The sequence below is a fragment of the Nitratireductor sp. L15S-10 genome, assembly GCF_045011005.1.
GTDB lineage: Bacteria > Pseudomonadota > Alphaproteobacteria > Rhizobiales > Rhizobiaceae > Nitratireductor.
Map to the genome: position 1 here is coordinate 788,254 of NZ_CP120674.1, position 16,427 is coordinate 804,680.

The window sequence follows — 16,427 nt, forward strand, 5'->3', positions numbered from 1 at the left end:
CGGGGGATAGTCAGTGGCTCATCACCGAAAGCCACTCATCAACCCACGCCTTCCGGTTCTCAGCCACCTCTTCGGGTGTGAATTCGAGTGTCTTTTCAGGTTTCACCAGATCTTCGAATACCGGATTCAAAGGGCTGGAGGTTTCTCCGGCCGGGAACATCCAGTTGGTTTCGGGGATGGCATCCTGAAAGCCGGGACCGGTCATGAAAGCGAGGAACTTCTGCGCCAGCGGATTCTTCGCGCCGTTGACCGTTTGCGCTGCCACTTCCACCTGCAGGTAATGGCCCTCGGCAAATCCGGCAGCCTTGTAGCGCTCCGTATCCTCGGCTATCCGGTGGTAGGCGGGTGAGGTGGTGTAGGACAGCACCATGGGGACCTCGCCGCTGGTAAACAGCCCGTAGGCTTCGCTCCAGCCGGGTGTCACCGTCAGCACCTTGTTCTGAAGGCTGCTCCACGCGGCGGCAGCCTCCTCGCCGTAAACGGCCTTGACCCAGAGCAGCAGACCAAGCCCCGGTGTGGAGGTGCGCGGGTCCTGTATTGCGATCTTCAAATCGCCATCGCTTTCCACCAGTTCCTTCAGGCTGGCCGGTGGTGTCTCGATGGCCTCGGTGTCGTAGACGAAAGCGAAATAGCCATAGTCGAAGGGTACGAAAATGTCGTTCTCGAAACCGCCCGGCACCTTCACCCTGGCCATGTCTGTTCCATGGGGTGCGAAGAGGCCGGTTTCCCGCGCCTCATGAAGCAGATTGTTGTCGAGGCCGAGCACGATGTCGGCCTTTGTGGATTGGCCTTCCAGCTTCACCCTGTTCAGAAGCGCCACCCCATCGGCCACCGAAATGAACTCCACGTCGCAGCCGCATTCGGCTTCGAACGCCTTTTCCACTTGTGGGCCGGGGCCCCAATCCGAGGTAAAGCTTTCGTAGGTGTAAATGGTGAGTTTATCCTGCGCTGCCGCCAGCCCCGTCAGGATAAAGGTGCCAATCGACAGCGTGGAAATCAGGGTGATGGTGCGCATCTGCGCCTCCTCGTTTCTGGTTGGGGAATGAGGCGCTGTTCCAAGAGCGTCTAATCCCTCCGCCGGTATGAACCGGATCAGGTTCCGCGGGTTGGCCTGGTTTGTCCCAGGCCTCTCAGCCGGCAACGCGCCGGCACCCCGTTAGAGCAACCGGAAATTAGGGCGCAGAGCGATATTCTGCAAGGGGCAGGAATGGTGCAAACGCCGTTGGCGCTGGCTCGCCGGCATGATATGGGCCAGCCCATGAGCCGATTTACCCTTCTCCTAGGTGGAGACCTCACCCGGACACCGGCCCTCGATGCCGAAATCGCCGACAGCCGCATTATCGCGGCGGATTCGGGCATACGCCACGCAGCACTTCTCGGCGTCAAACCCGAGCTTTGGGTTGGGGATTTCGATTCCGTGCCCGATGGGTTCGAGGACTCCTATGTCGATGTGGCGCGCCGCACCTTCCCCTCCGAGAAGGACAAGACCGACGGCGAGATCGCGATTGCGGCAGCTCTGGAGGCCGGGGCGACAAGCCTTCTGCTGGCCGGCGCCTTTGGTGGCGAACGGGCCGACCACATGTTCCTGCATTTCGCTCAGGCATTGCAGCTCTCCGAGCGCGGCATTGCCGCGAAGCTGACGAGCGGGCATCAGGAAGGCGTGCCGCTCGTCCCGGGGCGGCGCCACAGCTTCGCCTATGCTGATGGCACACTGTTTTCGATCCTCGGCTTCTCGGAGCTTTCCGGCCTCACCGTTGAAGGGGCGAAGTGGCCGCTCGATGCCGTGGAGGTGCCCTTCGGATCGTCGCTGACGCTTTCCAACGTCGTGAAGGGCGACCTCTCGATAACGCTGATGAAGGGTCGGGCGCTGTTCATGGCGCATCTGCTGAATGATGGAGAACGCTGAGCCATGGCGCCGCCACTTTTAAAGCTGGATGATATTCGTCTGACCTTCGGTGGCACGCCACTTCTTGCCGGTGCCTCGCTGATGGTCGGTCCCGGTGAGCGGCTGGCGCTGGTGGGGCGCAACGGCTCCGGAAAGTCGACCCTGTTGAAAATCGCCGCCGGGCTCGTCGAGCCGCAGGACGGAGAGATCTTTCGCCAGCCGACGGCAACCATACGCTATCTGCCGCAGGCGCCCGACTGGCAGGGCTTCGCAACCGTGCGCGCCTATGTGGAGGCGGGGCTTGGTCCTGCCGACGACATCAACCGCGTGGCGCTGGTCATCGACCGGCTGGGGCTCACGGGCGATGAAGACCCGGCGACGCTTTCTGGCGGTGAAGCGCGGCGCGCTGCACTGGCCCGCGTGCTTGCGCCGGAGCCGGATTTGCTGCTTCTCGATGAGCCGACCAACCATCTTGACCTCGCCACGATCGAGTGGCTCGAAGATGAATTGCAGCGCACCTCGTCTGCCCTTGTCACCATCTCGCATGACCGCCGATTTCTGGAAAAGGTAAGCCGCGCAACCGTGTGGCTCGACCGGGGGATGACGCGCCGGCTCGACAAGGGGTTCGCCCATTTCGAGGACTGGCGCGATCAGGTGCTCGAAGAGGAAGAGCGCGAGCAGCACAAACTTGCCCGCAAGATCGAGCGTGAAGAGCACTGGCTGCGCTACGGCGTCACCGCCCGCCGAAAGCGTAATGTGCGCCGCCTGGGAGAGTTGCAGGCGCTGCGTGAAAAGCACCGCAGCCACCGTGGCGCGGAGGGTGTGGCCACCATGGCGGCAAGCGACGCCGCCGAATCCGGCAAGCTCGTCATCGAGGCGAAGGGGCTTGCCAAATCGTATGACGGATTGCAGGTGGTGAAGGACTTTTCCGCACGCATCCTGCGGGGCGATCGGGTTGGCTTTGTCGGGCCCAACGGTGCCGGCAAAACAACGCTGATCAGTCTTCTGACAGGCAAGCTCGAGCCCGATGAGGGATCGCTGCGGCTCGGTGCCAATCTGGAAATCGCCATTCTGGACCAGAAGCGAGCGCTTGATCCGCTGGAGACGCTTTCTCACTTCCTGACCGATGGGCGCGGCGACAGCGTCGTCGTCAACGGGCAGGAGCGGCATGTCGTTTCCTATATGAAGGACTTCTTGTTCAAACCGGAGCAGGCGCGCACGCCGATCCGCGAGCTTTCGGGCGGTGAGCGCGCCCGGCTGGTTCTGGCCCGGCTCCTCGCACGGCCGGCCAATCTGCTGGTTCTCGATGAGCCGACAAACGATCTCGATATGGAGACGCTCGATCTCCTGCAGGAACTGGTCGAGGACTTTCCGGGGACTGTGCTGCTTGTCAGCCATGACCGCGATTTTCTCGACCGCACGGTAACGAGCACGATTGCGCCTGCGGGCGATGGTCGCTGGATCGAGTATGCCGGCGGTTATTCCGACATGATGGCGCAGCGCAAGGGCGAAGAGCTGGAACGGCGCAAGGCGCGCAGTGCCGAGCAGCAGAAGGCAAAGCCTGCCGGCAATGTGAGTGCGCCCAAGGCAGCGTCGAAGAAGCTCTCCTACAAGCAGAAGTTTGCATTGGAGACGTTGCCAAAGAAAATCGATGAGCTGGCTGACGAGATCGTGGCTCTGGAGCAGAAACTTGCCGATCCGAACCTCTACACGCGCGATACCGCCGCTTTTCAGCGCTATTCCAAAGAGCTTGATGAAAAGCGCGCGAGCCGGGAGAAGATGGAAGAGGAATGGCTGGAACTGGAGATGCTGCGCGAAGAGGTCGAGGGCGCCTAGCGATTTTCGCTGCTTGGCTCCGGTTTCAAGGGATATTCACCACACAGGCAGGGAGAAGGAAGCCGTCGTTCCGATCGCCTTCACCGCTCGCTAACCAGACTGGTTCAGAATGCGCCGCATGGACCAGGATTTCCTCATTTCCGCAAAGCCCGATCTGCAGAAAGCGCGTGCTACCTGGCTTTCCGCGCTGGCCGATGAGCGTCGTCTTTCCGCGCTGACCGTCGATGCCTATGAGCGTGATACACGGCAGTTCCTGCAGTTTCTCACCGGCCATTGCGGCGAGGCGCCAGGTCTTTCAGACATTGCCGAACTGCGCCCGGCGGACTTGCGCGCCTTTCTGGCCTTTCGGCGGGGCCGGGGGGCGGGCGCGCGCACGCTCGGGCGCGGGCTTGCCGGTGTGCGCTCGTTTCTGCGTCATCTGGAGCGTCGGGGGCTGGTGAACGCGGCGGCCGCAGCAGCGCTGAAGGCGCCGCGTGCACCGCGCGCGCTGCCCAAGCCGCTGACGGCTGCCGACGCGCGCAAGGTCGCCTCAGGCGAGGGGCAGCTTGCCGAAGAGCCATGGATCGCGGCGCGGAATGCTGCTGTCTTCACGCTGCTTTATGGAGCCGGGCTTCGCATTTCAGAGGCGCTGGGGCTTCTTGGCGGCCAGGTCGGGGAGTTGCGCCAGGGCGCGCTCAGGATCACCGGCAAGGGCGGCAAGACGCGGCTTGTGCCGATGCTGCCGATATCCGTCGCGGCGGTTGCCGAGTATCAGCGCCTTTGCCCCTGGCATCTGGACCCCGACAGGCCGCTCTTTCGCGGCGCGCGTGGCGGTGCGTTGCAGCCTGCCATCATCCAGCGTGAGATGAAACGCATGCGCTCAGCTCTCAATCTGCCGGAAACGGCGACACCCCATGCGCTCAGGCATTCCTTCGCCACCCATCTTCTGGGGCGTGGTGGCGACCTGCGCGCAATCCAGGAGCTTCTGGGTCACGCAAGCCTCTCTACCACGCAGGTCTATACCGGTGTGGATACGGCGCGGTTGCTCGAAATTTATGACGCCGCCCATCCGCGCGCCTGAAATCCACGCCTGAAATGGTTGTGCGCAATTCGCGGTGGCGGATTAACAGTTTCGCGGTGATTTGCAGCTAGCGTGAGGTCATGAAAACGCATTCAAAAGCCACCACCGCCGCGGAGCGGCTTGTCGATCGCCTTTTTTTGTGTGCAGTAGCTTTTCCGCTGTTTCTCCTGCTGGCGCTTATCCTCGGGCTGATTATGGCGAAGCCCGCCAAGGCGGAGGAGATCGCCTGTACCGGTACGAATCTGCTGACGGAACTTGCGGACGATAACCCGGAGGCACTCGAAGACGTTCGACGACAAGCCGCGGAAACGCTCAACGGCAAGGGCCTGCTTTGGCGGGTCGAAAAGGAGGGCGTTGCGCCCTCTTATCTTTTTGGCACCATGCATATGAGCGATCCGCGCGTGGTGACTCTCCCCGCCAACGCCCACAAGGCTTTTGAGGGAGCTGATCGGGTTGTCATTGAAACAACCGACATTCTCGATCAGTCGACAATGGCGGCGGCGATGTTCAAACGGCCAGAGCTGATGATGTTCACCGGTGAGGAGACCCTTGGAGATCATCTTGACGATGCCCAACGTCAGGCGGTGGCAAATGCGCTCGAACTGCGCGGCATTCCGTTTGCGAGCGTCAAGAAGATGAAGCCCTGGATGTTGATCTCGCTGGTTGCGTTGCCAGCTTGCGAAATCCAGCGCAAGGAAGCCGGCATGCCGATCCTGGACCTTAAGCTTGCCGAGGATGCACAGAACGCCGGCAAAGAGCTTCTTGGTCTTGAGACGGCGGTCGAGCAACTGGATGCCATGGCCTCCCTGCCGATGGAGATGCATGTCCGGGGCCTCGTCGAGACGTTGGCGCTGGGCGACGCTCTAAATGACGTCATGGAAACCATGGTCTCACTCTATGAGCAGGGTGAAACCGGAATGTTCTGGCCGCTTATCCGTGTTGCGCTCCCTGAACAGGAAGACGCTCCCGGCGACTACACCGCCTTCGATCAGGCCATGGTCAGAGCGCGGAACGGTACGATGGCCGAACGGGCGCAACCGATCCTGGACGAGGGCAACGCCTTTATTGCCGTTGGGGCGCTGCATCTGCCCGGTGAGGAAGGGCTCATCGAACTCCTGCGTGCGGACGGTTATACTGTTGAGGGCGTTCTGTAATTTTGGGGTTCCGGCTAATTAATTGCATGTTATCTTTTCAATGGCGTTGGGGAGCGTCATTCGGAGTGACGTCATGCCGAACGATAACCCAAAGGAGAATCCCGAAAAACGTTCCTCAAGCTCAGCGGGAACGCGGGGTTTTGTGATCGGTGCCGTCGGCGCTGCGATCGCTATACTCGTCTTCATGGCGATTTCAGGCAGCGGCTTTTTCGGGGAGGACCGCGTCCGAGTTCCCGACACTGTTTCCGACAGTGTGCCTACCGGTGATGGCGGATAGAAAAAGGCCCCGAAGCTTTTGCTTCAGGGCCACATTGTTTGAAAATTCCTGCCGGATCACATGTGGATCGGCTTGGCGAAGGTGGCGAGCGCTGCCTCCTTGACCGTTTCCGACATGGTGGGGTGGGCGTGACAGGTGCGGGCGAGATCTTCAGACGAGCCGCCGAATTCCATCAGAACCGCAGCCTCGTGGATCATTTCGCCGGCGCCGAAGCCGATGATGTGAACGCCCAGAACACGGTCCGTCTTCTTATCGGCGAGCACTTTCACGAAGCCGTCCGTCTTCAGCATGGAGCGTGCACGGCCATTGGCCGAGAAGGGGAATTTTCCAGCGTTGTACTCCACGCCGGCCTTTTTCAGCTCTTCCTCGGTCTTGCCGACGGAGGCGACTTCCGGGCTGGTGTAGACCACGCCGGGGATCACGTCATAGTTCACATGCCCGGCCTGACCGGCGAGGATCTCGGCGACGGCGACGCCTTCATCCTCGGCCTTGTGCGCCAGCATCGGTCCGGCGATCACGTCGCCGATGGCGTAGATGCCATCGACATTCGTCTTGAAATGCTTGTCTGTCTTCACGCGTCCGCGCTCGTCCAGCTCTACGCCCATCGCGTCCAGGCCAAGGCCTTCCGTGTAGGGTTTGCGGCCGGTCGCAACCAGAACCACGTCTGCCTCGACGGTCTCCGCATCACCACCTTTTGCCGGCTCAAAAGTGACCTTCGCCCCCTTGCCGGCCTTGGTTACGTCCGTGACCTTCGCGCCGAGCCTGAATTCGAAACCCTGCTTGCCGAGCATGCGCTGGAACTGCTTGGCCACCTCGCCATCCATGCCGCCCAGGATGGTGTCGAGATATTCGACCACGGTCACCTTTGCGCCAAGACGGGCCCAGACGGAACCCAGCTCCAGACCGATCACGCCGCCACCGACAACCACCATCCGCTCCGGCACCCTGGAAAGCTCCAGAGCGCCGGTGGAGGAGACGATCACCTTCTCGTCGAACTTCACATCGACGCCAGGAATGCCGGCGACATCGGAACCAGTAGCGATGACGATGTTCTTCGTCTCGACGGTCTGTTCCTTGCCGTCGTCGCCCTTCACGCTCACCTTGCCGTTGCCGGCAATGCTGCCAAAGCCGCGATAGACATCGATTTTGTTTTTCTTCATCAGGAAGTCGAGGCCCTTGGTATTCTGCTCGACCGTCTTGACGCGATGCTCCATCATCTTCTTGAGGTTCAGCTTGGGCTTGCCAACCTCAACGCCGAGATCGGCAAGGCCATGGCCGGCTTCCTCGAACATTTCCGTGGCATGGAGCAGCGCCTTGGAGGGGATGCAGCCCACATTGACGCAGGTTCCGCCATGGGTGGAGAGCTTCTCGACCACAGCTGTCTTGAGGCCAAGCTGAGCCGCCTTGATGGCGCAGACATAGCCGCCGGGGCCGGTGCCGATCACGACGAGATCATAGGACATGTTCCTGCCTTTCCTGAATTCCGTTGCGCCGGCTATCTGCCGCCGCTGACATTGAGAATGGCGCCTGTGGAATAGGACGCCTCATCGGAGAGAAGCCAGAGCGCGGCGCGGGCGATTTCCTCCGCCGTGCCAGGCCTTTTCATTGGGATAAGACCCGAAAGCCGCTGCGCCCTGTCAGGCTGACCACCAGAGGCGTGGATTTCGGTGTCTGTAATGCCGGGCCGCACGGCGTTGACGCGGATACCTTCCTCCGCGACCTCGCGAGCAAGCCCAATGGTAAAGGTGTCGACCGCAGCCTTGGAGGCCGCGTAGTCGACATATTCGCCCGCCGAACCGAGCACAGCGGCGATGGAAGAGATGTTGACGATGGCGCCGCCCTTTCCGCCATGGCGTGTGGACATGCGCTTCACTGCCTCGCGAGCACACAGCATCGTGCCGATCACGTTGATGCGCATCATGCGTTCGAAGCGGGCGAAATCCATTTCGTCGACGCGTGCCTTGCGGTCGACGATGCCGGCATTGTTGACCAGCGCATCGAGCTTGCCAAAGCGTTGATCAACGGCCTCGAACATGGCCAGGATTTCGCTTTCCTCGGCCATGTCGGCCTTGACGGCGAAGGCTTCGCCGCCTGCCTTCTCAATGTCGCGGACCACCGTTTCGGCAGCATCCGGATTGGCGACGTAGTTGACCGCCACGCGATACCCTGCGCCCGCAGCCAGCCTGCAGATCGCAGCGCCGATGCCGCGGCTCCCGCCTGTCACCAGAAGTGATTTTGCTGCCTGCGTCATTGCCGTCCCCAAGGCTGGCTAATGCGGAAAGGCGCGAAAGACATCTGCCTTTCGCGCCCTGCTGTTCTAGAGATCGAGGACCAGTCGTTCGGGATCCTCGAGCACGTCCTTGATGCGTACGAGGAAGGTCACGGCTTCCTTGCCGTCGACGATCCGGTGGTCATACGAAAGCGCGAGGTACATCATCGGGCGGATGACGATCTGGCCGCCGACCACCATGGGCCGCTCCTGGATCTTGTGCATGCCCAGAATGCCCGACTGCGGGGCGTTCAGGATCGGGGTCGACATCAGCGAGCCATAGACACCGCCATTGGAGATGGTAAAGGTACCGCCCTGCATATCGGCCATGGAGAGCTTGCCGTCGCGGGCAGCAAGACCCAGACGACCGATTTCCTTCTCCACCTCGGCAATCGACATCTGGTCGGCATCGCGCACCACCGGCACGACGAGACCACGGTCGGTGCCGACCGCTACGCCGATATGGCAGAAGTTCTTGTAGATGATGTCCGTGCCATCGATCTCGGCATTCACAGCCGGGATTTCCTTCAGCGCGTGGCAGACGGCCTTGGTGAAGAAGCCCATGAAGCCAAGCTTGACGCCATGCTTCTTCTCGAAGAGCTCCTTGTATTTCTTACGCATCTCCATGACCGCCGTCATGTCCACCTCGTTGAAGGTGGTGAGCATGGCGGCAGTGTCCTGCGCATCCTTGAGGCGGCGGGCGATGGTCTGGCGCAGGCGCGTCATCTTCACGCGCTCTTCACGGTTCTCGTCTTCGGCCGGAGAAGCGGGGCGGGCTGCCTTGGGCTTTTCAGCCGGTGAACTCGGTGCGCCGCCTTCAAGCGCTGCCAGCACATCGCCCTTCAGCACCTGGCCGTCTTTGCCGGAACCGGCAACGTCCGAGGCCTTCATGCCCTTTTCTGTCATCAGCTTCTGAGCAGAGGGTGCGGGCGGACGTCCGCCATCGTCGTCCTTCTTCGCCGCGGGGGCTTCCTTCTCAGCCGGCTTGTCGGCCTTGGGCGCCGCTGCGCCGGCAGAGGCTCCCTGCTCGATGCGCAGGAGAAGCGCCCCGACTTCGACCTCGTCACCCGAGTTCACCACCATCTCAGTAATCACGCCATCGACCGGCGACATCACTTCCTGGGCGGCCTTGTCGGTTTCGAGCTCGAGAATGGCTTCATCGGTTTTCACCGCGTCGCCAACCTTCTTGTAGACCTCGCCGACCTGGGCTTCGGTGACGGATTCGCCCGCCGATGGAACATTCACCTCGACGATTTTTCCGCCGCCGGCCATGGTTGCCTCCTGGGTTTCTTTGCTACCGGTCGACTTTTCGCCGGCCTGACTGGTTTCTGGTTTTGCTTTGCCGGCGCCATCGCCTGCGGCAATCATGCCGAGAAGCGCGCCGACTTCGACGGTTTCACCTTCCTTGACGGCGATCTCATCGAGGGTGCCGGCAGCGGGCGCCGGCACTTCAATGGAAACCTTGTCGGTTTCCAACTCAACGAGTGGCTCGTCGGTGGCGATCGTGTCACCCACCGATTTCATCCAGCGGGCAATGGTTGCCTCGGTCACGGACTCGCCCAGTGTGGGAACCCGAATCTCGGTCGCCATGTCGTTTTCTCCGTCGCTTGCTATTCGCCGAGCGCGTCTTCGAGGAAAGCCTCGAGCTGCGCCAGATGCTTCGACATGAGGCCGGTCGCGGGCGATGCAGCGGCCGGACGACCGGTGTAGCGCACGCGCGTGTTCTTGGCCTCGATGTGCTGCAGAACCCATTCCAGATATGGATCGATGAAGGACCAGGCACCCATGTTCTTGGGCTCTTCCTGGCACCACACCATCTCCGCGTTCTTGAAGCGCGAAAGCTCGTTGATCAAAGCCTTGGCCGGGAATGGATAGAGCTGTTCGACACGCAGGAGATAGATATCGTCGATGCCACGCTTCTCGCGCTCTTCGTAAAGGTCGTAATAGACCTTGCCGGAGCACATCACTACGCGGCGGATCTTCGAATCCTTCACCAGCTTGATCTTCTCGCCGTCCAGATGCTCGGCATCGTCCCACAAGAGACGGTGGAATGCGCTTTCGCCTGAAAGCTCAGCCAATGTAGACACGCAGCGCTTGTGGCGCAGCAGAGATTTCGGCGTCATCAGGATGAGCGGCTTGCGGAAATCGCGCTTCAGCTGTCGGCGCAGGATGTGGAAGTAGTTCGCAGGCGTCGAGCAGTAGGCCACCTGCATGTTGTCTTCCGCGCACATCTGCAGCCAGCGTTCGAGGCGGGCGGAAGAGTGTTCCGGACCCTGGCCTTCATAGCCGTGTGGCAGCAGGCACACGAGGCCCGACATCCTGAGCCATTTGCGCTCGCCCGAAGAGATGAACTGGTCGAAGACCACCTGAGCGCCATTGGCGAAGTCGCCGAACTGGGCTTCCCACAGCGTCAACGCGCGCGGTTCTGCGAGCGAGAAGCCGTATTCGAAGCCGAGAACGGCTTCTTCTGAAAGCATCGAATTGATGACTTCGTAATAGGCCTGCTGCGGTCCCAGATTGTTGAGCGGGATGTAGCGGTTTTCGTCGCGCTGGTCGTAGAGCACGGAGTGGCGCTGTGAGAAGGTGCCGCGCTCGGAGTCCTGACCGGAAAGGCGCACCGGATTGCCCTCGAGCAGGATCGAGCCGAAGGCAAGGGCCTCGGCGGTCGCCCAGTCGATGCCGGCCCCATCGTCGATCATCGTCTTGCGGTTCTTGAGGAAGCGCTGGATCGTGCGGTGAGCTTCGAAATCCTCCGGGATTTCGGTCAGCTTCTTGCCGATTTCCTTGAGCGTCTTGACCGGGACAGCGGTCTTGCCGCGGCGCTGTTCATCCGCATGATCGGCCTTCTTCAGGCCTGACCAGACACCGTCCAGCCAGTCGGCCTTGTTGGGCTTGTAGGCCTGACCGGCCTCGAATTCCGCTTCCAGATGTGCGCGCCAGTCCGCCCGCATCTTCTCGATGTCGGCTTCGGTCACAAGACCTTCTTCGAGCATCTTTTTCGCGTAGATCTCGCTGGTCGTCGTGTGCTTGCGGATCTTGCGATACATGATCGGCTGCGTGAATGCCGGCTCGTCGCCCTCGTTGTGGCCGTAGCGACGGTAGCAGAACATGTCGATCACGACCGGCTTGTGGAAGGTCATGCGGAATTCGGTTGCAACCTTTGCCGCATAGACCACCGCTTCCGGGTCGTCGCCATTCACGTGGAAGATCGGCGCTTCGATCATCTTCGCCACATCGGAAGGATAGGGCGAGGAGCGCGAGAAACGCGGATTGGTGGTGAAGCCGATCTGGTTGTTGATGATGAAATGCACGGTGCCGGCAACGCGGTGGCCGCGCAGGCCCGACAGGCCGAAGCACTCGGCCACAACGCCCTGACCAGCAAAAGCGGCATCACCGTGCAGGAGCAACGGCATGACGCGCGCCCGCTCTTCCGGCGGCACCACTTCCTCGCGCTTGCGGCCGAACACCTGGTCCTGCTTGGCGCGGGCCTTGCCCATCACCACCGGATTCACGATTTCCAGGTGCGAGGGGTTCGCCGTCAGCGAGAGGTGGACATTGTTGCCATCAAAGGCGCGGTCGGAGGAAGCGCCGAGATGGTATTTCACGTCACCGGAGCCTTCCACATCGTCAGGGGCAAAGGAGCCGCCCTTGAACTCGTGGAAGATGGCGCGATGCGGCTTTTCCATGACCTGGGCGAGCACGTTCAGGCGACCGCGATGGGCCATGCCGAGAACGATTTCCTTGAGGCCCATCTGGCCGCCACGCTTGATGATCTGTTCGAGCGCCGGGATCAGCGCTTCACCGCCGTCGAGACCAAAGCGCTTGGTGCCCTTGTATTTGACGTCGATGAACTGCTCGAAGCCCTCTGCCTCGATCAGCTTCTGCAAGATCGCCTTCTTGCCGTTGGCGGTGAATTCGACGCCCTTGTCCGGACCCTCGATGCGTTCCTGAATCCAGGCCTTTTCGGCCGGGTTGGAGATGTGCATGAACTCGACGCCCAGCGTCGAGCAATAAGTCCGCTTCAGAATGTCGAGCATCTGGCGGATCGTGGCCGTCTCCAGACCGAGCACATGATCGATGAAGATCGGGCGATCGTAGTCGGCTTCCGTGAAGCCGTAGGCCTCCGGCGACAGCTCGTTGTAATCTTCCAGCGGCTTGGCAATGCCCAGCGGGTCGAGGTCGGCATGCAAATGACCGCGCATGCGATAGGCGCGGATCATCATGATGGCACGGACGGAATCACGCGTCGCCTGCAACGTCTCTTCAGGCGAGAGCTGCGCGCCGGTCTTGGCTGCCTTTTCCTTGATCTTGCCGTCGAAATGCTTTTCGACTGCGCCCCAGTCGCCATCAAGCGCTGAGACAAGCTCGCCATTGGCGGCCTGAGGCCAGTTCTTCTTTTTCCAGGACGCACCGGCGGCGTTCTTCTTCACATCAACAGCGTCATCCTTGAGCGCGCCGAAGAAGTCGCGCCAGTCTTCACTGACGGAAGACGGATCGTCTTGATAGCTGGCGTAGAGTTCCTCGATATAGGCAGCGTTGCCACCATAGAGGAACGAGGTGAGCGACATTTGGTCGTTGGCCTGATCTTGCCGTGCCATTTTGATTTCCGGAACCCGCGTTCCGGCTCCTTGGTCGCCGGCAAATTAGCCGGACAGTCACATTGTTCCCGGCTGCCACTTATGTGGCAAGCCGGGTTTATGGTTCTTCTTCAACCCTTGATCGCTTCAACGAGCGTCTGGCCAAGGCGCGCCGGGGAGGGCGAAACCTTGATGCCGGCTGCTTCCATTGCCGCGATCTTGTCTTCTGCGCCGCCCTTGCCGCCGGAAATCACGGCGCCTGCGTGGCCCATGGTGCGTCCGGGAGGAGCGGTACGGCCCGCGATGAAGCCGGCCATCGGCTTCTTGCGGCCTTTCTTGGCCTCATCACGGAGGAACTGGGCTGCTTCTTCTTCCGCCGAACCGCCGATCTCACCGATCATGATGATCGACTGGGTTTCGTCGTCAGCCAGGAACATCTCCAAAACGTCGATGAACTCGGTGCCTTTCACCGGGTCGCCGCCGATGCCGACAGCCGTCGTCTGGCCGAGGCCGGCATTGGTCGTCTGGAACACGGCCTCATAGGTGAGCGTGCCGGAGCGCGACACGACGCCCACGGAGCCCTTCTGGAAGATATTGCCGGGCATGATGCCGATCTTGCATTCGTTCGGCGTCAGCACGCCGGGGCAGTTCGGGCCGATCAGGCGCGAGCTGGACTTGTCAAGCTTCGCCTTCACCTGGACCATGTCCATCACCGGAATACCTTCCGTGATGCAGACGATGAGCGGGATCTCGGCCTCAATGGCCTCGATGATGGCAGCACCGGCACCTGCCGGGGGGACATAGATCACGGACGCGTTGGCGCCGGTCTTTTCCTTGCCTTCGGCGACGGATGCGAAAATCGGGAGCTCTTCACCGCCCTGGCCGGTCCAGGTGGAGCCGCCTTTCTTGGGGTGAATGCCGCCGACCATCTGCGTGCCATGATAGGCAAGCGCCTGTTCGGTGTGGAAGGTTCCGGTCTTGCCGGTCAGGCCCTGAACGAGAACCCTGGTGTCTTTGTTGACGAGAATGGACATCTTGGCTCAGCTTCCCTTAACGGCTGCAACGATCTTCTTGGCGGCGTCGTCGAGATCATCGGCGGCGATCACGTTGAGACCGCTTTCGTTGATGATCTTCTTGCCAAGATCGACATTGGTGCCTTCGAGGCGGACAACCAGCGGAACCTTCAGGCCCACTTCCTTGACGGCAGCGACAACGCCTTCAGCAATGACGTCGCAGCGCATGATGCCGCCGAAAATGTTGACCAGAATGCCCTTCACGGCCGGGTCCGCGGTGATGATCTTGAAGGCTGCCGTCACCTTCTCCTTGGTGGCGCCGCCGCCGACATCGAGGAAGTTGGCAGGCTCGGCTCCGTAGAGCTTGATGATGTCCATCGTGGCCATCGCAAGACCGGCGCCGTTGACCATGCAGCCGATATTGCCGTCGAGAGCGACATAGGCGAGGTCGTATTTGGAAGCCTCGATTTCCTTCTCGTCTTCCTCGGTCGTGTCGCGCAGGGCAACCACGTCCTCGTGACGGAACAGCGCGTTGCCGTCGAAGGAGACCTTGGCATCGAGAACGCGCAGACGGCCATTTTCCATGACGATCAGCGGGTTCACTTCCAGAAGGCTCATGTCCTTCTCGGTGAAGGCCTTGTAGAGGATCGGGAATAGCGTCTCACCATCCTTTGCCGCGTCACCTTCGAGCTTCAGCGCCTCGTTGAGCTTCTTCACGTCGTCAGCCGTTACGCCCGTTTCCGGGTCGATGGCGAGCGTGAGGATCTTCTCCGGCGTCTCTTCGGCGACGGCCTCAATGTCCATGCCGCCTTCGGTCGAAACGACAAAAGCCGGGCGGCCGACCGTGCGGTCGATGAGGATCGAGAGGTAGAGCTCGCGGTCGATGTCCGCACCGTCCTCGATGTAGAGGCGGTTCACCTGCTTGCCGGCCGGGCCGGTCTGCTTGGTGACTAGCGTGTTGCCCAGCATCTCGTTGGTGTGCGCGACAACTTCCTCAACGCTTTTCGCAAGCCGCACGCCGCCCTTGGCGTCGGGCCCGAGTTCGGTGAACTTGCCCTTGCCGCGTCCACCGGCGTGGATCTGGCTCTTCACCACATAGAGCGGACCGGGAAGCTTTTTTGCAGCGGCTTCGGCTTCGCCCTTCTCAAACACCGGCACGCCATCGGCCACCGGTGCGCCATAGCTCTTCAGAAGCTCTTTGGCTTGATACTCGTGAATGTTCATTGGAGGCCTACTCCTACTTCTTCAGGTTGGGCGCGATGTTGGCGCAGGCCTCGCAAAGACCGGCAACGGCCTCCACGGACTGTTCGAACATCTTCTGCTCAGACTTGTTGAGATCGATTTCGATGATGCGCTCGACACCGCCGGCGCCGATGACTGTGGGAACGCCCACATACATGTCCTTGACACCATACTGGCCGGCAAGATGCGCTGCACAGGGCAGGACACGCTTCTTGTCTTTCAGGTAGCTCTCCGCCATCGCGATGGCCGACGAAGCCGGGGCGTAATAGGCGGAACCGGTCTTCAGAAGGCCGACGATCTCTGCGCCGCCGTCGCGGGTGCGCTGCACGATCTCGTCGATCTTCTCCCTGGAGGTCCAGCCCATCTTCACCAGGTCCGGGATCGGAATGCCGGCAACGGTGGAGTAGCGCGTCAGCGGCACCATGGAATCACCGTGGCCGCCCAGCACGAAGGCCGTCACGTCTTCGACGGAGACCTTGAACTCTTCCGAGAGGAAGTAACGGAAGCGAGCCGAGTCCAGCACGCCGGCCATGCCGACCACATGGCTCTTCGGTAGGCCGGAGAACTTCTGCAGCGCCCAGACCATGGCGTCGAGCGGGTTCGTGATGCAGATGACGAAAGCGTTGGGGGCATATTTCTTGATGCCAGCGCCGACCTGCTCCATCACTTTCAGATTGATGCCCAGAAGGTCATCGCGGCTCATGCCGGGCTTGCGGGCCACACCGGCGGTGACGATGCAGACATCCGCGCCTTCGATGGCAGCGTAGTCGTTGGCGCCAACCATTTTGGCGTCGAAACCCTCGACCGGCGAGGATTCGGCAATGTCCAGTCCCTTGCCCTGGGGGATACCCTCGGCAATGTCGAACAGGACGACGTCGCCCAGTTCTTTCAAGCCCGCCAGGTGTGCGAGCGTTCCACCGATCATGCCGGAGCCGATGAGAGCGATCTTGTCGCGTGCCATGTGGTTAGAATTCCCCCTTGTGTCGAAAGGATAGGTGGTGAGATGGATGTGTGAAGAAAAATGCGCGCGTCGCGTTTTGCCTGTGTCGTGTCACACTGATGCATTCCGGGCCTGCGTTCCGCCGCGCTTCTTCAAAGAAAGGCGTGGCAAATC

Annotated in this window: 13 protein-coding genes and 1 riboswitch; of the genes, 5 read left to right on the forward strand and 8 right to left on the reverse strand. The window is 61.2% G+C overall.

Features of this window, described 5'->3' with window-relative positions:
* Window positions 1-10 precede the first annotated feature (10 nt).
* Window positions 11-1,015 carry a thiamine ABC transporter substrate binding subunit gene (thiB, locus tag P2W41_RS03795; RefSeq protein WP_404934351.1) on the reverse strand — a complete coding sequence of 335 codons (1,005 nt, stop codon included), beginning with the start codon at window positions 1,013-1,015 and terminating at the stop codon, window positions 11-13.
* 37 nt (window positions 1,016-1,052) lie between these two features.
* Window positions 1,053-1,166, reverse strand: a riboswitch (TPP riboswitch).
* 92 nt (window positions 1,167-1,258) lie between these two features.
* On the opposite strand from thiB, the gene P2W41_RS03800 reads away from it, so the two are divergent.
* The 5 genes from P2W41_RS03800 to P2W41_RS03820 all read left to right on the forward strand — a co-directional run bounded on the left by P2W41_RS03800 (window position 1,259) and on the right by P2W41_RS03820 (window position 6,212).
* The gene (locus P2W41_RS03800; RefSeq protein WP_404934352.1) at window positions 1,259-1,906 is read left to right on the forward strand and encodes a thiamine diphosphokinase; all 648 of its coding nucleotides are present in this window, start codon (window positions 1,259-1,261) and stop codon (window positions 1,904-1,906) included.
* 3 nt (window positions 1,907-1,909) lie between these two features.
* Window positions 1,910-3,721 (forward strand): ABC-F family ATP-binding cassette domain-containing protein, encoded by a 1,812-nt coding sequence (locus P2W41_RS03805; RefSeq protein WP_404934353.1) that lies wholly within the window; start codon window positions 1,910-1,912, stop codon window positions 3,719-3,721.
* 118 nt (window positions 3,722-3,839) lie between these two features.
* Window positions 3,840-4,781 (forward strand): tyrosine recombinase XerC, encoded by a 942-nt coding sequence (locus tag P2W41_RS03810; protein WP_292897732.1) that lies wholly within the window; start codon window positions 3,840-3,842, stop codon window positions 4,779-4,781.
* 80 nt (window positions 4,782-4,861) lie between these two features.
* The gene (locus tag P2W41_RS03815) at window positions 4,862-5,935 is read left to right on the forward strand and encodes a TraB/GumN family protein (RefSeq protein WP_404934354.1); all 1,074 of its coding nucleotides are present in this window, start codon (window positions 4,862-4,864) and stop codon (window positions 5,933-5,935) included.
* 73 nt (window positions 5,936-6,008) lie between these two features.
* The gene (locus tag P2W41_RS03820) at window positions 6,009-6,212 is read left to right on the forward strand and encodes a hypothetical protein (RefSeq protein WP_404934356.1); all 204 of its coding nucleotides are present in this window, start codon (window positions 6,009-6,011) and stop codon (window positions 6,210-6,212) included.
* A gap of 56 nt (window positions 6,213-6,268) precedes the next feature.
* Here the strand turns inward: P2W41_RS03820 and lpdA are convergent, their stop codons facing one another.
* From lpdA to mdh, 7 genes are all read right to left on the reverse strand, one after another.
* The gene (gene lpdA, locus P2W41_RS03825; RefSeq protein WP_404934357.1) at window positions 6,269-7,675 is read right to left on the reverse strand and encodes a dihydrolipoyl dehydrogenase; all 1,407 of its coding nucleotides are present in this window, start codon (window positions 7,673-7,675) and stop codon (window positions 6,269-6,271) included.
* A 32-nt stretch (window positions 7,676-7,707) separates the two neighbouring features.
* Window positions 7,708-8,463, reverse strand: a complete 756-nt coding sequence (locus P2W41_RS03830; protein WP_292897729.1) for an SDR family oxidoreductase — start codon at window positions 8,461-8,463, stop codon at window positions 7,708-7,710.
* 66 nt (window positions 8,464-8,529) lie between these two features.
* On the reverse strand, window positions 8,530-10,071 hold the full coding sequence (gene odhB / locus P2W41_RS03835) for a 2-oxoglutarate dehydrogenase complex dihydrolipoyllysine-residue succinyltransferase (protein WP_292897728.1): 1,542 nt from the start codon (window positions 10,069-10,071) through the stop codon (window positions 8,530-8,532).
* A gap of 20 nt (window positions 10,072-10,091) precedes the next feature.
* The gene (locus tag P2W41_RS03840; protein ID WP_292897727.1) at window positions 10,092-13,079 is read right to left on the reverse strand and encodes a 2-oxoglutarate dehydrogenase E1 component; all 2,988 of its coding nucleotides are present in this window, start codon (window positions 13,077-13,079) and stop codon (window positions 10,092-10,094) included.
* 110 nt (window positions 13,080-13,189) lie between these two features.
* Window positions 13,190-14,092 carry a succinate--CoA ligase subunit alpha gene (sucD, locus tag P2W41_RS03845; protein WP_292897725.1) on the reverse strand — a complete coding sequence of 301 codons (903 nt, stop codon included), beginning with the start codon at window positions 14,090-14,092 and terminating at the stop codon, window positions 13,190-13,192.
* 6 nt (window positions 14,093-14,098) lie between these two features.
* Window positions 14,099-15,295: an ADP-forming succinate--CoA ligase subunit beta gene (gene sucC, locus P2W41_RS03850; protein ID WP_404934358.1), complete on the reverse strand. Its 1,197-nt coding sequence runs from the start codon at window positions 15,293-15,295 to the stop codon at window positions 14,099-14,101.
* Window positions 15,296-15,308: 13 nt separating this feature from the next.
* On the reverse strand, window positions 15,309-16,274 hold the full coding sequence (gene mdh / locus P2W41_RS03855; RefSeq protein ID WP_404934359.1) for a malate dehydrogenase: 966 nt from the start codon (window positions 16,272-16,274) through the stop codon (window positions 15,309-15,311).
* Between the last annotated feature and the right edge of the window lie 153 nt (window positions 16,275-16,427).

What these genes read in the sequence shown, in the direction of transcription:
- thiB (WP_404934351.1), bottom strand. Translation starts at nt 1,015, where the DNA reads ATGCGCACCATCACCCTGATTTCCACGCTGTCGATTGGCACCTTTATC.
- P2W41_RS03800 (WP_404934352.1), top strand. Translation starts at nt 1,259, where the DNA reads ATGAGCCGATTTACCCTTCTCCTAGGTGGAGACCTCACCCGGACACCG.
- P2W41_RS03805 (WP_404934353.1), top strand. Translation starts at nt 1,910, where the DNA reads ATGGCGCCGCCACTTTTAAAGCTGGATGATATTCGTCTGACCTTCGGT.
- P2W41_RS03810 (WP_292897732.1), top strand. Translation starts at nt 3,840, where the DNA reads ATGGACCAGGATTTCCTCATTTCCGCAAAGCCCGATCTGCAGAAAGCG.
- P2W41_RS03815 (WP_404934354.1), top strand. Translation starts at nt 4,862, where the DNA reads ATGAAAACGCATTCAAAAGCCACCACCGCCGCGGAGCGGCTTGTCGAT.
- P2W41_RS03820 (WP_404934356.1), top strand. Translation starts at nt 6,009, where the DNA reads ATGCCGAACGATAACCCAAAGGAGAATCCCGAAAAACGTTCCTCAAGC.
- lpdA (WP_404934357.1), bottom strand. Translation starts at nt 7,675, where the DNA reads ATGTCCTATGATCTCGTCGTGATCGGCACCGGCCCCGGCGGCTATGTC.
- P2W41_RS03830 (WP_292897729.1), bottom strand. Translation starts at nt 8,463, where the DNA reads ATGACGCAGGCAGCAAAATCACTTCTGGTGACAGGCGGGAGCCGCGGC.
- odhB (WP_292897728.1), bottom strand. Translation starts at nt 10,071, where the DNA reads ATGGCGACCGAGATTCGGGTTCCCACACTGGGCGAGTCCGTGACCGAG.
- P2W41_RS03840 (WP_292897727.1), bottom strand. Translation starts at nt 13,079, where the DNA reads ATGGCACGGCAAGATCAGGCCAACGACCAAATGTCGCTCACCTCGTTC.
- sucD (WP_292897725.1), bottom strand. Translation starts at nt 14,092, where the DNA reads ATGTCCATTCTCGTCAACAAAGACACCAGGGTTCTCGTTCAGGGCCTG.
- sucC (WP_404934358.1), bottom strand. Translation starts at nt 15,295, where the DNA reads ATGAACATTCACGAGTATCAAGCCAAAGAGCTTCTGAAGAGCTATGGC.
- mdh (WP_404934359.1), bottom strand. Translation starts at nt 16,274, where the DNA reads ATGGCACGCGACAAGATCGCTCTCATCGGCTCCGGCATGATCGGTGGA.